General features: G+C 68.7%; 16 protein-coding genes. 12 read left to right on the top strand and 4 right to left on the bottom strand.

Going from position 1 to position 17,910, the window contains the following annotated elements:
- Positions 1-9 precede the first annotated feature (9 nt).
- A complete protein-coding gene (locus EV650_RS09875; protein ID WP_134117509.1) occupies positions 10-1,773 on the top strand; it encodes a proline--tRNA ligase in 1,764 nt (587 codons plus the stop codon).
- A 137-nt stretch (positions 1,774-1,910) separates the two neighbouring features.
- Complete coding sequence (locus EV650_RS09870; RefSeq protein ID WP_134117507.1) at positions 1,911-3,302, top strand: FAD-binding oxidoreductase; 1,392 nt, start codon at positions 1,911-1,913, stop codon at positions 3,300-3,302.
- On the opposite strand, the gene EV650_RS09865 is transcribed toward EV650_RS09870, so the two are convergent.
- Together EV650_RS09865 and EV650_RS09860 are read right to left on the bottom strand one after the other, a co-directional pair.
- Positions 3,266-4,486, bottom strand: coding sequence for an RNA polymerase sigma factor (locus tag EV650_RS09865; RefSeq protein WP_134117505.1), 1,221 nt, complete (start codon positions 4,484-4,486; stop codon positions 3,266-3,268). The two genes, EV650_RS09870 and EV650_RS09865, sit on opposite strands and share 37 nt — an antisense overlap.
- Complete coding sequence (locus EV650_RS09860; protein ID WP_134117503.1) at positions 4,483-4,875, bottom strand: YciI family protein; 393 nt, start codon at positions 4,873-4,875, stop codon at positions 4,483-4,485. Before EV650_RS09860 ends, EV650_RS09865 begins: the two co-directional genes overlap by 4 nt.
- A gap of 97 nt (positions 4,876-4,972) precedes the next feature.
- Here EV650_RS09860 and EV650_RS09855 point away from each other — a divergent pair, with 97 nt between their 5' ends.
- Both EV650_RS09855 and EV650_RS09850 read left to right on the top strand, forming a co-directional pair.
- Positions 4,973-5,743, top strand: a complete 771-nt coding sequence (locus EV650_RS09855) for a sulfite exporter TauE/SafE family protein (protein ID WP_134117501.1) — start codon at positions 4,973-4,975, stop codon at positions 5,741-5,743.
- Positions 5,744-5,861: 118 nt separating this feature from the next.
- Complete coding sequence (locus tag EV650_RS09850) at positions 5,862-6,620, top strand: class I SAM-dependent methyltransferase (protein WP_134117499.1); 759 nt, start codon at positions 5,862-5,864, stop codon at positions 6,618-6,620.
- Here the strand turns inward: EV650_RS09850 and EV650_RS09845 are convergent.
- Positions 6,604-7,716 carry a cytochrome P450 gene (locus EV650_RS09845; RefSeq protein WP_134117497.1) on the bottom strand — a complete coding sequence of 371 codons (1,113 nt, stop codon included), beginning with the start codon at positions 7,714-7,716 and terminating at the stop codon, positions 6,604-6,606. The two genes, EV650_RS09850 and EV650_RS09845, sit on opposite strands and share 17 nt — an antisense overlap.
- Positions 7,717-7,837: 121 nt before the next feature.
- Between EV650_RS09845 and priA the strand changes: the two genes are divergently transcribed.
- The 5 genes from priA to EV650_RS09820 all read left to right on the top strand — a co-directional run bounded on the left by priA (position 7,838) and on the right by EV650_RS09820 (position 14,645).
- Positions 7,838-8,611, top strand: coding sequence for a bifunctional 1-(5-phosphoribosyl)-5-((5-phosphoribosylamino)methylideneamino)imidazole-4-carboxamide isomerase/phosphoribosylanthranilate isomerase PriA (gene priA / locus EV650_RS09840; protein WP_134117495.1), 774 nt, complete (start codon positions 7,838-7,840; stop codon positions 8,609-8,611).
- Positions 8,608-10,899 (top strand): HAD-IB family hydrolase, encoded by a 2,292-nt coding sequence (locus EV650_RS09835; protein ID WP_134117493.1) that lies wholly within the window; start codon positions 8,608-8,610, stop codon positions 10,897-10,899. The genes priA and EV650_RS09835 overlap by 4 nt, the downstream gene beginning before the upstream one ends.
- On the top strand, positions 10,896-12,095 hold the full coding sequence (locus tag EV650_RS09830; RefSeq protein WP_134117491.1) for a zinc-dependent alcohol dehydrogenase: 1,200 nt from the start codon (positions 10,896-10,898) through the stop codon (positions 12,093-12,095). Before EV650_RS09835 ends, EV650_RS09830 begins: the two co-directional genes overlap by 4 nt.
- A gap of 37 nt (positions 12,096-12,132) precedes the next feature.
- Positions 12,133-13,713 (top strand): NPN-dependent hydroxyacid isomerase, LarAH14/15/16 family, encoded by a 1,581-nt coding sequence (gene larAH, locus EV650_RS09825; RefSeq protein WP_134117489.1) that lies wholly within the window; start codon positions 12,133-12,135, stop codon positions 13,711-13,713.
- A 113-nt stretch (positions 13,714-13,826) separates the two neighbouring features.
- Positions 13,827-14,645, top strand: coding sequence for a lysophospholipid acyltransferase family protein (locus EV650_RS09820; protein ID WP_238174118.1), 819 nt, complete (start codon positions 13,827-13,829; stop codon positions 14,643-14,645).
- 43 nt (positions 14,646-14,688) lie between these two features.
- Here the strand turns inward: EV650_RS09820 and EV650_RS09815 are convergent, their stop codons facing one another.
- On the bottom strand, positions 14,689-15,297 hold the full coding sequence (locus EV650_RS09815; protein ID WP_166678069.1) for an ArsR/SmtB family transcription factor: 609 nt from the start codon (positions 15,295-15,297) through the stop codon (positions 14,689-14,691).
- An 83-nt stretch (positions 15,298-15,380) separates the two neighbouring features.
- On the opposite strand from EV650_RS09815, the gene EV650_RS09810 reads away from it, so the two are divergent.
- From EV650_RS09810 to EV650_RS09800, 3 genes are read left to right on the top strand one after another with little or no spacing between them, the layout of a single operon-like run.
- Complete coding sequence (locus EV650_RS09810; RefSeq protein ID WP_134117485.1) at positions 15,381-16,592, top strand: aminopeptidase; 1,212 nt, start codon at positions 15,381-15,383, stop codon at positions 16,590-16,592.
- A 59-nt stretch (positions 16,593-16,651) separates the two neighbouring features.
- Entirely contained in the window at positions 16,652-17,413 is a 762-nt protein-coding gene (hisF, locus tag EV650_RS09805; protein WP_134117483.1) for an imidazole glycerol phosphate synthase subunit HisF, read from the top strand.
- Positions 17,410-17,877 carry a MarR family winged helix-turn-helix transcriptional regulator gene (locus EV650_RS09800; protein WP_238174117.1) on the top strand — a complete coding sequence of 156 codons (468 nt, stop codon included), beginning with the start codon at positions 17,410-17,412 and terminating at the stop codon, positions 17,875-17,877. Before hisF ends, EV650_RS09800 begins: the two co-directional genes overlap by 4 nt.
- The last annotated feature ends 33 nt before the right edge of the window (positions 17,878-17,910 follow it).

Here is a 17,910-nt window from a genome sequence, read left to right as displayed (position 1 = left end):
GAGACTCCCGTGATTTTGCGTATGTCGTCGCTGTTCCTCCGCACCCTTCGCGAGGATCCGGCGGACGCGGAGGTCCCGAGCCACAAACTCATGGTCCGGGCCGGCTACGTCCGGCGGGCCGCGCCCGGCATCTACACCTGGCTGCCGCTGGGCCTGCGGGTGCTGCGCAATGTCGAGCGGATCGTCCGCGAGGAGATGGACGCGATCGGCGCGCAGGAGCTGGTGTTCCCGGCGCTGCTGCCCCGCGAGCCCTACGAGGCCACCGGCCGCTGGACCGAGTACGGGCCGAACATCTTCCGGCTGAAGGACCGCAAGGGCGCCGACATGCTCCTCGGCCCGACCCACGAGGAGATGTTCACCCTGGTCGTGAAGGACCTGTACTCGTCGTACAAGGACCTTCCGCTGTCGATCTACCAGATCCAGAACAAGTACCGCGACGAGTCGCGGCCGCGGGCCGGCGTGCTGCGCGGGCGCGAGTTCGTGATGAAGGACTCGTACTCCTTCGACGTCGACGACGAGGGCCTGGCCGCGTCGTACGAGCTGCACCGCGAGGCGTACATCAAGATCTTCGACCGGCTCGGTTTCGACTACGTGATCGTGAAGGCGATGTCCGGCGCGATGGGCGGGTCGCGGTCCGAGGAGTTCCTGGCGATCGCGGAGAACGGCGAGGACACCTTCGTCCGCTCCGCGGGTGGGTACGCCGCCAACGTTGAGGCGGTCGTCGTCCCGCAGTCGGCGCCGGTGGACGCATCCGGCGTACCGGCCGCCGAGGTCGTGGACACGCCGGAGACGCCGACCATCGACACGCTCGTCGACGCGCTGAACGCGAAGCACCCGCGCGCAGACGGCCGCGACTGGACCGCCGCCGACACGTTGAAGAACGTGCTGGTGATGCTGGTGCACCCGGACGGGACGCGCGAGCCCTTGGCGATCGGCGTACAGGGCGACCGGGCCATCGACGAGAAGCGGCTCGGTGCCCAGGTGGAGCCGGCCGAGGTCGCGGCCTTCGAGGAGGCCGACTTCGAGAAGTACCCGTCGCTGGCCAAGGGCTACATCGGTCCTGGCGTGCTGGGCAAGGAGAACACCTCCGGTATTCGCTACCTGCTCGACCCGCGGGTGGCGCAGGGTTCGGCGTGGGTGACGGGTGCGGACAAGTCCGGCTTCCACGTGATCAACCTGGTGCACGGTCGCGACTTCACCGCGGATGGCACGATCCAGGCCGCCGAGGTCCGTGACGGTGACGAGGCGCCGGACGGTTCGGGTCCGCTGCAGGCAGCGCGCGGGATCGAGATGGGCCACATCTTCCAGCTCGGCCGCCTGTACGCCAATGCGCTGGACCTCAAGGTGCTCGACCAGAACGGCAAGCTCGTCACGGTCACGATGGGTTCCTACGGTGTCGGTGTTACCCGCGCGGTGGCCGCGATCGCCGAGGGCAACCACGACGAGCTCGGTCTGATCTGGCCGCGTGAGATCGCGCCGGCCGACGTACATCTGGTTGCCACTGGCAAGGATACTGCGATCTTCGAGAAGGCGGCCGAGATCGCCGCCGAGCTGGAGTCCCGCGGGCTGTCCGTCATCTACGACGACCGCGAGAAGGTCTCCCCGGGCGTGAAGTTCAAGGACGCCGAGCTGATCGGCGTCCCGACCATCGCGGTGGTGGGCAAGGGTCTCGCCGACGGCACCATCGAGGTCAAGGACCGCCGCTCCGGCGACCGCGCCGACATCCCCGTCGCCGACATCGTCGACCACCTGGTCAGCACAGTGCGCAACTGATCGTCGTTCTTCCGGCCCCGTTCCCGCTCAGGGAGCGGGGCCGGAAGTTTTTTGACGCGGCATGTCGAGGATCGTCTGCCGGCTCCGATCCCGGTGCGAGACGCCTGAGGGGGCGTCTGGGATCGAGGGAGTTGGCGATGAGGGAATCTGCAGTGGTTCGGGTCGGCCGGGGGATCGATGAGCTTCGTGAGGTGGTGGCGGGGGAGGTCCTCGCCGACGGCGATCCGGAGTACCTGGACGCCGGGCGCGTGATCATGAACGCAGGACGGCCGCGGGTGGTCGTGCGGTGCACGGGACCGGCTGATGTGGTGGCTGCATTGAAGTACGCCGAGGCTGAGGACCTGCCGATCGCCGTACGGAGCGGCGGACATCACGCGGCCGGCCTCGGTACGAACGACGGTGGCGTCGTGATCGACGTACGGCCGATGGACCAGGTCCAGGTGCTTCCGGACGACATCGTGCGAGTCGGCACCGGAGCTACCTGGGGTCACGTGGCCGAGCGACTCGCGAAGGTCGGGCTGGCGATCTCGTCAGGGGACACGGCGAGCGTCGGCGTTGGTGGGTTGATGGCGGGCGGCGGCATCGGCTGGATGGTTCGCAAGCACGGGCTGGCGATCGACAACGTGGTCTCCGCCGAGGTCGTCACCGCTGACGGTTCGGTACGCCGGGTTGACGCGGCGACGGAACCAGAGTTGTTCTGGGGAGTCCGCGGCGCCGCGGGCAGCCTCGGCGTGGTCACGTCGTACGACATCACCGCCGTACGTCAGCAGACCGTGCACTTCGGAACGCTGCTGTACCCGTGGACCCAAGCAGCGCAGGTCATGGCCGGCTGGGCGGAGTGCATGGCGGGTGCGCCCGAGGCACTCACGTCGTCGCTGCAGTTGGCGCCGACGATGATGGCCGACCGGCAGGTCCCGGTCGCTGTGATGGTCTGCGTTAGCGGCGACCCAGACGAGGTCCTCGAACCACTACGCAACCTCGGCACGCTGCTCACCGACAACGTCGCCGAGGTGCCGTACGCCGAAGTGTTCTCGGACATGTCGATGCCCGCGGACTGGCGCCCGCGGATCCGCAACGGCTTCTTCGACGCGTGGTCGCCCGACCTGACTGACCGTCTGCTCGAAGGCCGCCAGCGGATCCCGGGGTTGGCCATGGAGATTCGGGCACTTGGCGGAGCGTTCGGTGCGATGCCCGCGGATGCGACCGCGTTCGCCCACCGCGACGCGCAGTTCATGGTCAACTCGGTGCTGATGGGAACGCCCGAGCAGCAGGGCTCGCAGGCCGAGGACTTCGACGCGCTCTGGCAGACCCTGCGGCCGAACGGCGCGTATATGAACTTCCTGTCCAACCCGACGGACGCCGACCTCGACAGCTGCTACCCGGAGGCAACTCGCGCCCGATTGGCCGCACTCAAGCAGGCCGTCGATCCGGGCCACGTGTTCCGCAGCGCGTTGAGCGTGCCGCCGCGGCCGGAGTGGACCGGCGGCCGGCGTCACTTGATGAGGTGGGCGATGCGGTCGCGCAGATAGTTCTGCTCGGCAGCGTTCCGGGTGCGCTCCAGCGCGGCAAGGTAGTTCGACCGGGCCAGGTCCGGGCGGCCGGCGAGTTCGTGCAGGTGGGCGAGGACCGACAGGCGGCGATGGTGGTCGCCGAGGTACCGGTCGTCGGCCAGCCCTTCGACGATCGCGATGCCGGCGTCCGGGCCGTCGGTCATCGCGATCGCGACAGCGGCTCCCAGCGTCACCATCGGACTCGGATCGACCTGCTGGAGGATCCGGTAGAGGCCCGCGATCTGTTCCCAGTCGGTGGTCTCGACCGAGTCGGCCTCGCTGTGCACCGCAGCTATCGCAGCCTCCAGTTGGTACGGGCCGACGGCGCCGGAACGCAACGTCTCCTCCACGAGGCGGGTGCCTTCGGCGATCTCGTCGGCGTACCAGCGGGTCCGGTCCTGCCGGTCGGCCGGGATCAGGTTGCCACCGGGTCCTGTCCGTGCGTCTCGGCGGGCGTGGGTGAGGATCATCAACGCCAGTAGGCCGCTGACCTCACCGGAGCCGCCGACGGCGTGGTGCAGGAGCCGAGTGATCCGGAGCGCCTCCGCGGCCAGATCCACGCGCTGCAACGAATCGCCGGCGCTGGCCGTATGCCCTTCATTGAAGATCAGATAGAGCACATGCAGTACGGCGCGGAGTCGTACGTCGTACTCCTCGGCCGTCGGCAGCTCGAACTGTGCGTCCTTGAGCAATCGCTTCGCTCGGCTGATCCGCTGCGCGACCGTGGTCTCGCTGACGAGCAAGGCCGCGGCCACCTCGGCCGTGGTCAGACCGCCGACCGAGCGCAACGTCAGCGCGATCTGCGAGGCCGGCGTTAGCGCCGGATGACAACACAGCACGAGCAGCCGGACCGTGTCGTCGGCGTCCTCGCGGTAGTCGTCGGGGTCGTACTCATCGGCCGGCGCACGCAGGTGGTCGTTCAGCTCACGCTGCCGGCGCGCGTTGTCCCGCCGCCAGCCGTCCATCATCCGCCGAGACGCGACGCTGATCAGCCAGCCGATCGGCTGCTCGGGTACGCCTTTCGCCCGCCACTGCACGAACGCGTCGACCAGCGCCTCCTGCACGGCATCCTCACACTGATCGAAAACGCCGTACCGCCGCACCAGCGCAGCCAACGCCCGCGGCGCCGCCGCCCTGATCGCCGCCTCCAGTTCAGCGGTCACGACTCGTTGAGTTGCGCCAAGAAGTCGTCCTGGTCGAGGGTGATCTCCCGGAGCTCGACCCGCCGGAAGTTCACCAGCGGGATGTGGGTCGCGATCTCGAGCGCACGCTCCACCGAGGCGCAGTTCAGCACCATCGCGCCGGCCAGGTACTCCTTCGTCTCCAGCAGCGGACGGTCCGAGATCACCGGCGTACCGGCGACCAACTGAACGTCCTTGGTCGCCACTGCAGGATCGGCCAGGGAAAGGACCGAGACCAGCTCGCCGGTCTCCAGGAAGGCGCGCGCCGTCGCGGCGATCTGGTCGCGACCGCCGGACATCTCGATCAGCTGCTGCTCGGTGAACTGCGCGAGGGCCTCGGCGTTGTTGTGGATCAGCAGTAGGAACTTCACCCGGCCATTCTTCCCGACGCCGGTCTCACCCAGCGATGTAAGGGTTGAGTCGTACGATGCCCTTACCTGATCATCGGGTCCGTGAGGACGTACCGCTGTGCCTGATATCTCTTTGTGGACCCTGTTATTCCTGGTGATCGCCGCCTTCGCGGCCGGCTGGATCGACGCCGTGGTCGGTGGCGGCGGGCTACTGCAGCTGCCCGCGATGCTGCTCGGACTGCCGAACGCGTCACCGGCGCAGATCCTCTCGACCAACAAGATCTCGTCCCTGTGCGGTACGACGACCAGCGCGGTCACGTTCGGCGTGAAGGTCCGGCCCGACCGGAAGACCGTCGTACCACTGGCGATCCTGGCCGGGCTCGGCGCGGCGGCCGGCGCGTTGGTGGCGACGAAGATCCCGATGTCGTGGTTCAAGCCGATCGTGCTGGTGCTGCTGATCGTCGTGGCGATCTACACCGCGATGAAGCCGTCCCTCGGTGCCCGGACCGCGTTGCGGTTCGACGGTCGCGACCACTACGTCGCGGCGAGTGCGGTCGGCGTACTCATCGGGTTCTACGACGGCGCGGTCGGGCCGGGGACGGGGTCGTTCCTGATCTTCGCGCTGGTCGGCTTCCTCGGGTACAACTTCCTGCAGGCCAGCGCCAAGGCGAAGATCGCCAACGTGGCCACCAACCTGGGCGCGATCGCGGTCTTCGCACTGCACGGCGCACCGCTGTGGGGACTCGGCCTGATCATGGGCGCGGCCAACATGCTCGGCGGCCTCCTCGGCGCCCGCACCGCGGTCGCCCGCGGCAGCCGTTTCGTCCGCATCATCTTCCTGGTCGTCGTCTCTGCGCTCATCCTGCGCCTGGCGTACGACGTGTTCTGATGTACCTAAGAACGGGTAGTACACCCGCGATACGCCGTACGCGCGAGGACGGTCGCGCTCAGGTGTACTAGGTGCTACATGTGTACGTAGTGTCCTTCTGCACGGATAGGGTGTCGGCATGGTCGACTACAACGGTCGGATGGGCAGTGTGTACGTCGCGGGCCGGGGGATGCCGCCGGCCGAAGTGCGTCGCTGGACCGGGGCGTTCGCCACGTACCTGCCGGAGCGGCGTCCGCTGGATGTCCTCGACCTCGGGAGCGGGACGGGCCGGCTGACTCCAGGTCTGGCCGCGGAGTTCCAGGGGCAGGTGTACGGCGTGGAGCCGTCGGACCGGATGCGTGAGACGGCCGAGCAGTCGCCGCATCCGGGCGTGACGTACCTCAAGGGCAGCGCCGAGGACATTCCGTTGCCTGAGGCATCGGTTGACGCGGTGCTGATGTTCCTGTCGTTCCATCATTTCCCGGACCAGTTGCAGGGTCTGCGCGAGGTCTGCCGGGTGTTGCGGCCCGGGGGAGTGGCGCTGCTGCGCACGCAGTTCGCGGACCTGATGCCGGACCTGTTCTGGTACGAGTACTTCCCGTCCGCGCGGGAGGTCGACGCCGCGATGTACAGCTCGCTGGCAGACACGAAGGCGCTCGCGACCGAGGCCGGGCTGGCGCCGGCCGACGACGTCGTGGCGATCACCGCCGAAGAGCCGCGGACTCTGCAGGAGAGGTACGAGCGGCTCAGTCATCGCGCGCTGTCGACGTTCGAGCACCTGCCGGCGGACGAGATGGACGCGGGGTTCGCCAGGTTCGCCGAGGACGCGGAGCGGGATCCGGATCGTGAGATGCCCGTCTATTCCGCGACGACGCTGGTGCTCACTCGTCCCAACTGACGTTCAGGGCCGTCGGCTTGCGGAAGACGAGACCGGTCGGCGGGGGTGAGTCCGCAGCCAGTTGAAGGCCGGGAAGACGGACTACCGCTTCCAATGCGGTGAGCGTTTCGAGGCGGGTCAGGTGCATGCCGAGGCAGATGTGCGGTCCGCTGGCGAAGGCGAGATGCCGGCGGGCGTTGGCCCGGCGTACGTCGAACTTGTCGGGCGACTCGAACACCTCCGGATCGCGGCCCGCGCCGGCGAGCGAGACGGTGACCATGTCGCCGCGGCGGATCTTGGTGCCGGCCAGGTCGATGTCGCGGGTCGCGTAGCGGTCGACGACGGCGGCGGCTGGTTCGAGGCGGAGCGATTCCTCCATCGCGTTGGGGAGGAGGGACGGGTCGGCCAGGACCAGGTCGAGTTGGTCGCGGTGGCTGAGGAGATGCCAGAGGGCGTTGGTGATCATGCCCTCGGTGGTCTCGATCCCGCCGAACATCAGTACGGCGGCATTCGCGACGACCTCGTCCACACCGAGTCCGGCATGCGCGGCCGTCGCGATCAGTGAGTCCGCCGAGTCGATGCCTGCGGCAACGTGTTTGTGGAGCTCGGCGAAGGCCGCGGTGCCTTCGGCGGTGATCGGGTGGCCGGCCGAGACGCCGGACACGGAGGTGGAGATCGCGGTGTACCAGTCGAGCACCGTCGAGGCCGACGCCGGCGGCAGACCAAGCGACAACGCAACCACCGCGACCGACAACGGACCGGCAAGCGCCGTGCGAAGGTCCGAAGGTTGTTTCAGGGCTGCCATCAGTTCGTCGACGGTCTGCTGGACCGGACCGGTGAAGCGACGGCGGGTTTCCGCGAGGGTGAACGGGGACTCGAAGGGGTCGCGGTGTGCCTTGTGCGGACCGCCGTCGAGGGACAGCATCGACGGGCCGACCACTTGCGCTGTCGAGAACCGAGGATCGTCGACCGTGAACGTGTCCGGATCACGCAGGACCGCCAGCGCGAGTGCGCGGGACGTGACGACCCAACTGTTCAACGCCTCGATCCACCCGATCGGTCGCACCTGCGCGAGAGTCGGATGCGGGTCGGTTTCGAGTTGCGCGACAGTCACCACCAGACCAGCCTACGTATAGGACCACTAACCGCACTGGTATTGCTGAGACAGATCGGATCTCAACGACTCAGCGGGCCTCCGGGTTACGAATCCTTCAGGAACTCCCTCTAGGGTGTGGCCCATGTCAGTGTCAGATTCGTTCCCCACCCCACCGCCCCGGTCAGGCAACCTGGTGCTGCTGCCTGCCGTCGATGTGGCGGACGGGCAGGCGGTTCGGCTGGTGCAGGGCGAGGCCGGAAGCGAGACGTCGTACGGCGATCCGCTGGCCGCTGCGATGGCCTGGCAGGACGCCGGCGCGGAGTGGATCCACCTGGTCGATCTGGACGCGGCGTTCGGCCGCGGCAGCAACCGTGAACTCCTGGCCGAGGTGACCGGCAAGCTCGACGTACAGGTCGAACTCTCCGGCGGCATCCGCGACGACGACTCCCTGGCCGCGGCGCTGGCAACTGGCGCGCGGCGGGTCAACATCGGCACCGCCGCGCTCGAGGACCCGGAGTGGTGCGACCGGATCATCCAGCAGTACGGCGATCGCGTGGCCATCGGACTCGACGTCCGCGGTCGCACGCTCGCTGCCCGCGGCTGGACCAAGGAAGGCGGCGACCTGTACGAGGTGCTCGCCCGGCTGGAAGCGGCCGGCTGCGAGCGGTACGTGGTCACCGATGTCACCAAGGACGGCATGCTCCAGGGCCCGAACCTGGAGCTGTACCGCGACCTGTGTGCGCGCACCGACAAGCCGATCGTCGCGTCGGGCGGCGTCTCGAGCCTCGACGACCTCGAGGCCCTGAGCACGCTGGTCCCCGACGGCGTCGAAGGCGTCATCGTCGGCAAGGCTTTGTACGCCGGCGCGTTCACCCTGGAACAGGCACTCGAACTCACGCGTGGAGGCAACAAGTGAGTCTGGCCGACAAGCTCAAGGACAAGAAGGTCCTGGTCACCGGCGTCACCGGTTTCGTCGGTGAGGCCCTGCTGCACCGGATCCTCGGCGACCTGCCCGGGACCTCCGTGGTGGCGATCATCCGTCCGAAGGGTTCGCTGACCGGCACCGATCGGATGGCGCAGCTGCTGCGCAAGGACATCTTCAAGCCGTTCTACGGCGAGGGCACCGAGCACGCCGGCGCCGAGGCGTTGAGCGCGGCCCGGATCCAGGTGATCAACGGCGACATGTCCGACGTACCGGAGCTGCCGAAGGATCTCGACATCGTCGTGCACTGCGCCGGCGACGTCAGCTTCGATCCGCCGATCCATGAGGCGTTCACGACCAACGTGCTCGGCACCAAGAGCCTGCTCGAGCGGATCGTCGAGACCGGCCGCCCGGTCCACTACGTGCACATCTCCACCGCTTACACCGCGGGTCGTCGACGCGGCGCGATCCCGGAGGCGTCGGTCGAGCACAGCGTCGACTGGCGGACCGAGGCCGAGGCCGGGATGGCGATGAAGCCCCGGATCGAGGAGCAGTCCCGGTCCGCGCAGATGCTGGCCAAGTTCCGCAAGGAGGCCGAGCGGGAGCACCGCCGCGCCGGTCACCTGACGGCCGCGGCCGACACCGAGCGCCGCCGTACCGAGTGGGTCGCGAAGAAGCTGGTCGAGACCGGCACCGAGCGGGCCCGCAGCCTCGGCTGGACCGACTGCTACACATTCACCAAGGCGCTCGGCGAGCGGGTGGTGGAGGAGTTCTCCGGCAAGCTGCCGACCTCCATCGTCCGGCCGGCGATCATCGAGTCCGCGCTCCAGAGCCCGCACCCGGGCTGGATCGAGGGCTTCAAGATGGCCGAGCCGCTGATCCTGGCCTACGGTCGCGGTGAGCTGCCCGAATTCCCGGCCTCGCCGGACTCGGTGATCGAGATCATCCCGGTCGACCACGTCGTCGGCGCGATCTGCGCGGTGATGGCGACCGAGCCCGAGCTGAGCAAGCCGGAGTACTACCACATCGGCTCCGGCTCCCGGAACCCGTTGACCTTCGAGCAGCTGTACGCCGGAGTTCGCGAGTACTTCTCCAAGCACCCGTTCGACCTCGGCGAGCGTGGCGCGGTCCGGCTGCCGGTGTGGAAGTTCCCCGGCGGCGACTCGGTCGAGACGATGCTGCGGTACGGCGAGAAGGCGCACAAGATCGCCGACCGGATCATCACCACGGTGCCGCGGAGCGAACGGGTCCGTAAGTACGCCCGCGAACTCGACGTACAGAAGCGGCGCCTCGACTTCCTTCGCCGCTACATGGATCTGTACTCCGAGTACGCGCAGGCGGAGCTGCAGTTCATCGACGACAACGTGCTCGCGCTGCACAACGCGCTCGAGGGTGACGACCGGGAGAAGTTCGCCTGCGACACCTCGGTCGTCGACTGGCAGTACTACCTGCAAGAGCTGCACTGCCCGAGCGTCACAGAGTCGATGCGCCGGCTGGACGTCGTACGGAAGAAGCGGAACAAGGCGCTGGCCGAGTCTGCCGGCGTACTGAAGAAGGTCGAGCCGTCGCAGGACGAGCAGGTCATCGCCGCGTTCGACATGGACGGCACGCTGCTGTCGTCGAACGTGATCGAGACCTACCTGTGGATGCGGCTGCCCGAGCTGGACGGCCCGCAGCGGGTCGGCGAGATCGGCGCGATGCTCCGCAAGCTGCCGAAGCTGATCGCGGCCGAGCGCAAGGACCGCGGCACGTTCCTCCGCACGATCTACCGCCGGTACGCCGGTGCGGACCTGGAGGAGCTGAACCAGATCGTCGACGAGGTCCTCGCCGAGCACGTGCTCGAGAGGCTGAGCGGCGCTGCGGTACGGCGAATCCGCGAGCACCGCGCGGCCGGGCACAAGACGATCCTGATCACCGGCGCGGTCCGGCCGCTGACCCGGCCGCTGGAGCCGCTGTTCGACGAGATCGTCGCGGCCGAGCTGGCCGTCGACGACCGCGGTCGATGCACCGGATTCCTGTCCGGTCCGCCGTTGGTCGGTGAGTCCCGGGCCGCGTGGATCAAGCACCACGCCCGGCAGACCAACATCGACCTGTCCAAGTCGTACGCCTACGCCGACAGCCACTCGGACCTGCCGATGCTGTCGGTGGTCGGCAACCCGGTCGCTGTCTCGCCGGACGTGTCGCTGTTCCGGGCCGCCCGGGCCGCGCGCTGGCAGATCGTCGACTGGAAGACCCCGTCCACCTCGTCCCGTCTGGAGCTCCCTGGGGTGAACGCCCGATGATGCTCGCTCTTGAGATGTACCGGTCGCCGGCCAAGTTCCTGGCGGCCAAGGCGGTAGGCGGCCGCATCCCCGGCATCCTGACCGGGCCGGCCGCGCCACTGCGCCTGGTGACCATCAACGAGCCGAAGGCCGAGCGGCCGGGCTGGGCCCGGATCCGCCCGATCCTGTCCGGTATCTGCGGCTCGGACCTCGGCATGGTGACCGGCTCGACGAAGCTGTACTTCTCCGCCGTGGTGTCGATGCCGTTCGTACCGGGGCACGAGATCGTCGGCGAGCTGCTCGACGACTGCGAGGACCTGCCGAAGGGCACCCGGGTCGTAATGGACTCCGTGCTCACCTGCGCGGCCCGCGGTGTCGAGCCGTGCGAGAACTGCGTCACCGGGAACACCAACCGGTGCGACAGGATCACGGTCGGCCACGTGGCGCCGGGCCTGCAGACCGGGTTCTGCCAGGACACCGGTGGCGGCTGGGGGAACATGCTGGTCGCCCACCGCAGCCAGCTGTACGCCGTACCTGAGGCACTCACCAACGAGCGCGCAGTGCTGGTCGAGCCGCTCGCCGGCGCCGTGCACTCGGCGCTGCGGGCGAAGGTTCAGCCGGGGCAGTCGGTCTTGGTGAGTGGCGCAGGTGCGGTCGGACTGTTCGCGACGCTCGCGTTGCGGGAGCTGACTCAGGCCGGCCGGATCACCGTGGTCGCCAAGCACCCGAAGCAGCGCGAGTTGGCGCGGGCGTTCGGCGCCAGCGATGTGGTCGCACCCGACGAGGTGTTCCGCGGCGTACGGCGATCGACCGGAGCGTTCCGGCTCAAGCCGGACTTCGGTGCGGGCGAGTTCCTGCTCGGTGGCGTGGACGTCGCGGTCGACGCGGTCGGCAGCAAGGACTCGATCGACACCGTGCTGCGAGTCACGAAGGCCGGCGGCCGGGTGGTGCTGTCCGGGATGCCGGCCAGTGGCGCCGACCTGTCGCCGGTGTGGTTCCGGGAGCTCGAGGTGACCGGCACCTACGCGTCCGCGCGGGAGGAGCCGAACGGCCGCCCGGCGTTCGAGACCGCGCTGGAGCTGGCCGGACGGGCCCCGCTCGACGGGATCGTCGGAGCCCGCTATCCGCTGTACCGCTGGCGTGAGGCGCTGGACCACGCGCACTCCGCCGGCCGACTGGGAACAGTCAAGGTTGCTTTCGATGTGAGGGCCTCATGAGGGCCGCGCCGTACGTACGACGAGAGAGGTTCTGAACATGTCTCGGCCAGGATTCGTGCTTGAGGTGGACGACCGGACGCCGCCGCTGCTCGTGCACAACGGTGAGGGCTTCCTGCTGGAGCGGTTCCCGCTCGGTACCCGGGTGGTGTACCCGCCGGAGGCGCTGCCGCCGGTCCGGGACGTGGAGGAGGCGATCCAGAACGCGCTGCTGCACCCGCTCGAGTCCGAGCCGCTGCCGGAGCTGCTGCACGCCGGGATGCGGCTGACGATCGCGTTCGACGACATCTCCATCCCGCTGCCGCCGATGAAGAAGCCGGACATCCGCCAGCGGATCATCGAGGCCGTCCTGACGATGGCCGCCGATGCCGGTGTCGACGACGTCGAGCTGATCTCGGCGAACGCGCTGCACCGCCGGCTCACCCCGAACGAGCTGCGCGACATCGTCGGCGAGCGGGTCTTCCGGTCGTTCTTCCCGGACGGCAAGCTGTACAACTTCGACGCCGAGGACACCGCGAACCTGACCCACCTCGGTCAGACCAAGCACGGCGAGGACGTCGAGATCTCCAAGCGGGCGGCCGAGTCCGACCTGCTGGTGTACGTGAACGTGAACCTGGTGGCGATGGACGGCGGCCACAAGTCGACGTCGATCGGACTGGCGTCGTACAAGTCGCTGAAGCACCACCACAACAGCCACACGATGATCCACTCGCGGTCCTTCATGGACCACAAGGCCTCGAAGATGCACGAGTCGGCCTGGCGGATGGGCTCGGTGCTGACCCAGCACGTCAAGGTCTTCCAGATCGAGACCACGCTGAACAACGACATCTTCGGCGGACCGCTGGAGTTCCTGCAGAAGCGCGAGTGGGAGTGGTCGATCAAGGACCAGGCCTCGATGCTCGGCACCAAGCGGGCGCTCGCGGCGGCACCGTCCAAGCTGCGGCACAAGATCTTCACCGACGTCCGGTCCAACTACGGGCTGACCGGAGTACACGCCGGCAAGATCGAGCCGGTGCACGACAAGACGCTGGAGAACGTGCACCGCCAGCACCTGGTCGAGGTCCAGGGACAGTCCGACGTCGCGATCATGGGCGTGCCGTTCATCGGCCCGTACAACGTGAACTCGGTGATGAACCCGATCCTGGCCGCCTGCATGGGCCTGGGCTACTACTTCAACTCCTACCGGGGCAACCCGATCGTCCGCAAGGACGGTGCGGTGATCCTGTACCACCCGGTGGACTACGAGTTCAGCCAGCTGCACCACCCGTCGTACGTCGACTTCTTCGAGGAAGTGCTTGCCGAGAGCACCGATCCGGCCACGATCGAGGCGAAGTTCGAGAAGCAGTACGCCGAGGACCCGTGGTACATCCACCTGTACCGGACGTCGTACGCGTACCACGGCGTGCACCCGTTCTACATGTGGTACTGGATCTCGCACGCGCTGGACCACTGTGGCGACATCGTCTGGGTCGGCGCCAACCGCAAGACGGTCGAGCGGATGGGCTTCCGGTCCGCGTCGACGCTGCAGGACGCGCTCGAGATGGTCAGCCACTCGGTCGGCCGGTCGCCGTCGATCACCTACCTGCACAACCCGCCGCACCTGCTCGCGGACGTGCGCTGATGGGTACCAGCCTGGTGAAGTTCAGCCGGGACACCGCGCGCGACGTCAAGCAGGTCGCGCGCGGGTGGCGGTGGGGCCGGCGCCCGCAGGTGCCGCGGTCGGCCTAGCCGTACGTGATCCCGAAGGAGACCACGGTCTTCCCGACCAAGTGGGCCCGGAAGCCGGCCGCGATCGCGGTCCGCGACCTGATCCAGAAGGGTCCGCTGAACGCGGTCCTGAACTTCGAGGTCAGCCCGCAGGTCAGCGGTCTCGACTCGCTGCTGAAGCTCGACGGCCCGGCGATCATCGTCGCGAACCACTCGTCGCACCTCGACACCCCGTTGCTGCTGCTGTCGCTGCCGGACGCGATGCGCCGCAAGACCGCGTTCGCGGCGGCGGCCGACTACTTCTTCGACACCTGGTGGCGGGCGGCCGGGTCGGCGATCGTGTTCAACACGTTCCCGATCGAGCGCCGCGGCGGCAACCTGAGCTCGACCCCGGGCGACCTGCTCGCCGACGGCTGGAACGTGGTCGTGTTCCCGGAGGGCACGCGGTCGCCGGACGGCTGGATCCAGCGGTTCCGGATGGGTGCGGCGTACCTCGCCGTCGAGCACAACGTGCCGGTGATCCCGGTCGGCATCAAGGGCTCGTTCGCCGCGATGCCTCGCGGTCGCGGCTGGCCGGTCCCGGGCCGCCCGGCAGTTCACGTCCGGTACGGCGACCCGCTGCGGGCCGCTGAGGGTGAGAGCGCCCGCGACTTCGCGCCCCGGATCGCGTCCGCGGTCTCGGCGCTCCTCGACGAGGAGTCGACCACCTGGTACGAGTCCCGGCGCCGTGCTGCGATCGGCGCCTCACCGGCCCAGACCGGTCCCGACGCGGCCCGCTGGCGCAGGGTCTGGGAGTCGACCCGCCCGATGAAGTCCACCGACGGCCGCCGCCGCGCCTGGAAGTGATCTACGGGCTGTAGGCAACGAACCTGTTGCCTACAGCCCTTTCTCATTCGCCGGCAGCCGGCTCGGTGACGGCGTACCAGCCGACCAGCAAGTGCACCGGGATGCCGTCGGGATCGTCGTCCTCGAGGGCGTCGAACTCGGCCTGGAGAGCGAGCAATCGGCGCCGGAACTCCGCGGCGCGGTCCCGGCTCACGCGCCGCACCATCCCGCGCCCGATCAGCAGACCGAGCGGCGTCTGCGCCTCCGCGCCGATCGGGACCCGCCCGGCGCTCAGATTGGCGACCAGCTCGGTGCGGAACTCGCCGAACAGCGCCGACAGGGTGTCGGCGAACTCCCCGGACGCCTCGTCCGTGACCAGGTCGCGGCTGATCTCGAAGTCCAGCTGGGCGGTCTGATACCGCTGCTCCTGGATGCCGGACACCAGCCGGGTCTCCGCCACCCGGATCAACTCGGCCGCCTCGAGTTGCTTGAGGTGGCGGTAGAGCTTCGTCTGCGGTTCGCCGAGCGCGGCCGCGAGCTCCTTCGCCGACATCACCGGCGGCGCCGTGCGGTCGCCGCTCATCAGCAGGCGCAGGATCGCGACCCGGGTCGGATCCGACAACGCCCGCATCGTCTCCACGTCGGTGATCGCCCGGACCGGCTGCGGCTCCATGCTGACTCCTTCTAATTTACGTCTTGCGCAATGTTCGCACATCTGCCAATGTTCACGCCAACGTGAATAGGTGGGAGCCGAGGATGAACAACGAACTGCTGGAGCGCTTCGCCGACCTGGTCGTCCGGGTGGGCGTGAACGTGCAACCGGGCCAAGGCGTGGTGGTCAACGCCGACGTCGCCGAGGCCGACCTCGCCCGGCTGGTGGTCGAGAGCGCCTACCAGGCCGGCGCGCGGTGGGTGGAGGTGCTCTGGACCGATGCCGTCGTACGCCGGTCCGACCTCGAGCACGCCGACCTGGAGACGCTGACCGCCGATCGGCCGTGGGCGTTGGAGCGCACTCGCGGCTGGACCGAGGAGGGGATCGCCACGATCGCCTTGGTTGGTGCGACGGATCCCGAGTTGTACGCCGGGATCGACTCCGCCCGGCTGGCCGCCGTACGGATGCAGGAAATGATGGCCAGGCAGCAGGCCGTGATGAGCGGGCGGTGGCGGTGGACGGTCGTGGCCGCGCCGAACGCTCAGTGGGCCACCCAGGTGTACGGCGAGCCTGACGTCGAACGGCTCTGGGACGTGGTCGCCCGGGCGATGCGACTCGATGAGGCCGATCCGGTCGCGGCCTGGCGGGAGCGGTCGGCGGCGCTCGCGGCCCGGTGCGCTGCGCTTGACGCGATGCAGATCAGTGAGCTCAGGTACGTCGGTGAGGGAACGGACCTGACCGTCGGGCTGCTGCCTGATTGTCGCTGGACCGGTGGCTCCCTGGCCGACTCGGCCGGCGTCGTGTACCTGCCGAACATCCCGACCGAGGAGGTTTTCACCAGCCCGGATCGGCGTCGTGCGGATGGTGTGGCGCGGCTGGCGAAGCCGGTCGTGATCGCGGGGCAGTTGGTCGAAGGGCTGCGGCTCACGTTCGAGGGCGGCCGGATCACCGACGTTTCGGCGACGACGGGCGCGGACCTGGTTCGTGCACAGCTCGACAGCGACCCGGGTGCCCGCAGCCTTGGCGAGGTGGCCCTCGTCGACAAGGAGTCCCGGATCGCGCAGGCGGGTGTCGTCTTCCACAACACCCTCTTCGACGAGAACGCCGGCTGCCACGTCGCCTGGGGCCAAAGCTTCCCCTTCGCTGTCGAGAAGGGCCTCGAGATGACACCCGACGAGCGCTACACCCTCGGCCTCAACAACTCCACCGTCCACACCGACGTAGTCCTAGGCGGCGAAGGCCTAACAGTCACCGCCACAACCCCCACCGGCCCCGTAGTCCTCCTCCAAAACGACACCTGGCTACCCGCGACCTGACCGGTGTCGTCGGACGGTTCGGCAGGGTTCTCAGGGATGGACTCGCTAGGCTTGGCGGCGTGAGCCTTGCTGTGCGAGTCATTCCCTGTCTGGACGTCGATGGTGGGCGGGTGGTGAAGGGGGTCAACTTCGCTGACCTGCGGGATGCCGGCGATCCGGTCGAGATGGCGCAGGTGTACGACGCCGAGGGTGCCGACGAGCTCACGTTCCTCGACATCACCGCGTCGTCGGGTTCGCGGGAGACGACGTACGACGTGGTCGGGCGGACCGCGGAGCAGGTGTTCATCCCGTTGACCGTGGGCGGCGGCGTCCGCGAGGTGGCCGACGTGGACCGGCTGTTGCGGGCCGGCGCGGACAAGGTCGGGATCAACACCGGCGCGATCGCGCGGCCCGAGGTGATCCGCGAGATCGCCCACCGGTTCGGCAACCAGGTGCTCGTGCTCTCCCTCGACGTACGGCGTACTGCGGACCAGCCGAGCGGGTTCGAGGTCACCACGCACGGCGGCCGGAAGTCGGCCGGGCTGGACGCCATCGAGTGGGCGCAGCGTGGATGTGAGCTGGGCGCGGGGGAGATCCTGCTGAACTCGATGGACGCCGACGGGACCAAGCAGGGTTTCGATCTGGAGCTGATCAAGGCGGTCCGCGCGGTGGTCGACGTACCGCTGATCGCCAGCGGGGGAGCGGGGCAGCCGGAGCATTTCCCGCCTGCGGTCGAGGCCGGGGCGGACGCGGTGCTCGCGGCGAGTGTGTTCCACTTCGGAGACTTCCGGATCGCCGATGTGAAGAAGGCGCTTCGCGACGCGGGGATCGTGGTTCGGTGAGCACGCCGGCGCACGTCGAGCAGTCGGAGGAGCTGGTTCCGGCGATCGAGCAGGAGCTGTCGGCGCTGTTCCGCCGGTCGCGTTCGGCGTCGTTGCGCCTCGCCCGGCGCGTGCACCCGGAGATGGATGCGGCCGGTTACGCGCTGATCTCCCAGATCGAGATGGGGACCGGCGGGGGCGCCGGCGTACGGGCGTCGGATGTTGCTCACGTGCTTGGGCTGGACAAGTCGACGGTCAGTCGCGGCATCACGCAGCTGGAGACGCTCGGTCTGATCGAACGCGTCGGTGATCCCGACGACGGCCGCGCGCGGCTGCTCCGCCTGACTACCACCGGCGCCGAGCGGTACGACGCGATGCGGGCGCAGCGCCAGACCGAGTTCCGCACCATCCTCGGCCGCTGGAACCCGGCCGACCTCGCCGACCTGGGCCGCCTCCTGGCCCGCCTCAACGCCGACCTCGGCTGAGCCTCGACCCTCAGCTGAGAGCTGAGGTCTGAC

The sequence above is a fragment of the Kribbella kalugense genome, from assembly GCF_004365875.1.
Classification (GTDB): Bacteria; Actinomycetota; Actinomycetes; order Propionibacteriales; family Kribbellaceae; genus Kribbella; species Kribbella kalugense.
The sequence above is the reverse complement of the archived record's forward strand: the minus strand, read 5'-3'. Positions and strand labels throughout refer to the sequence as shown.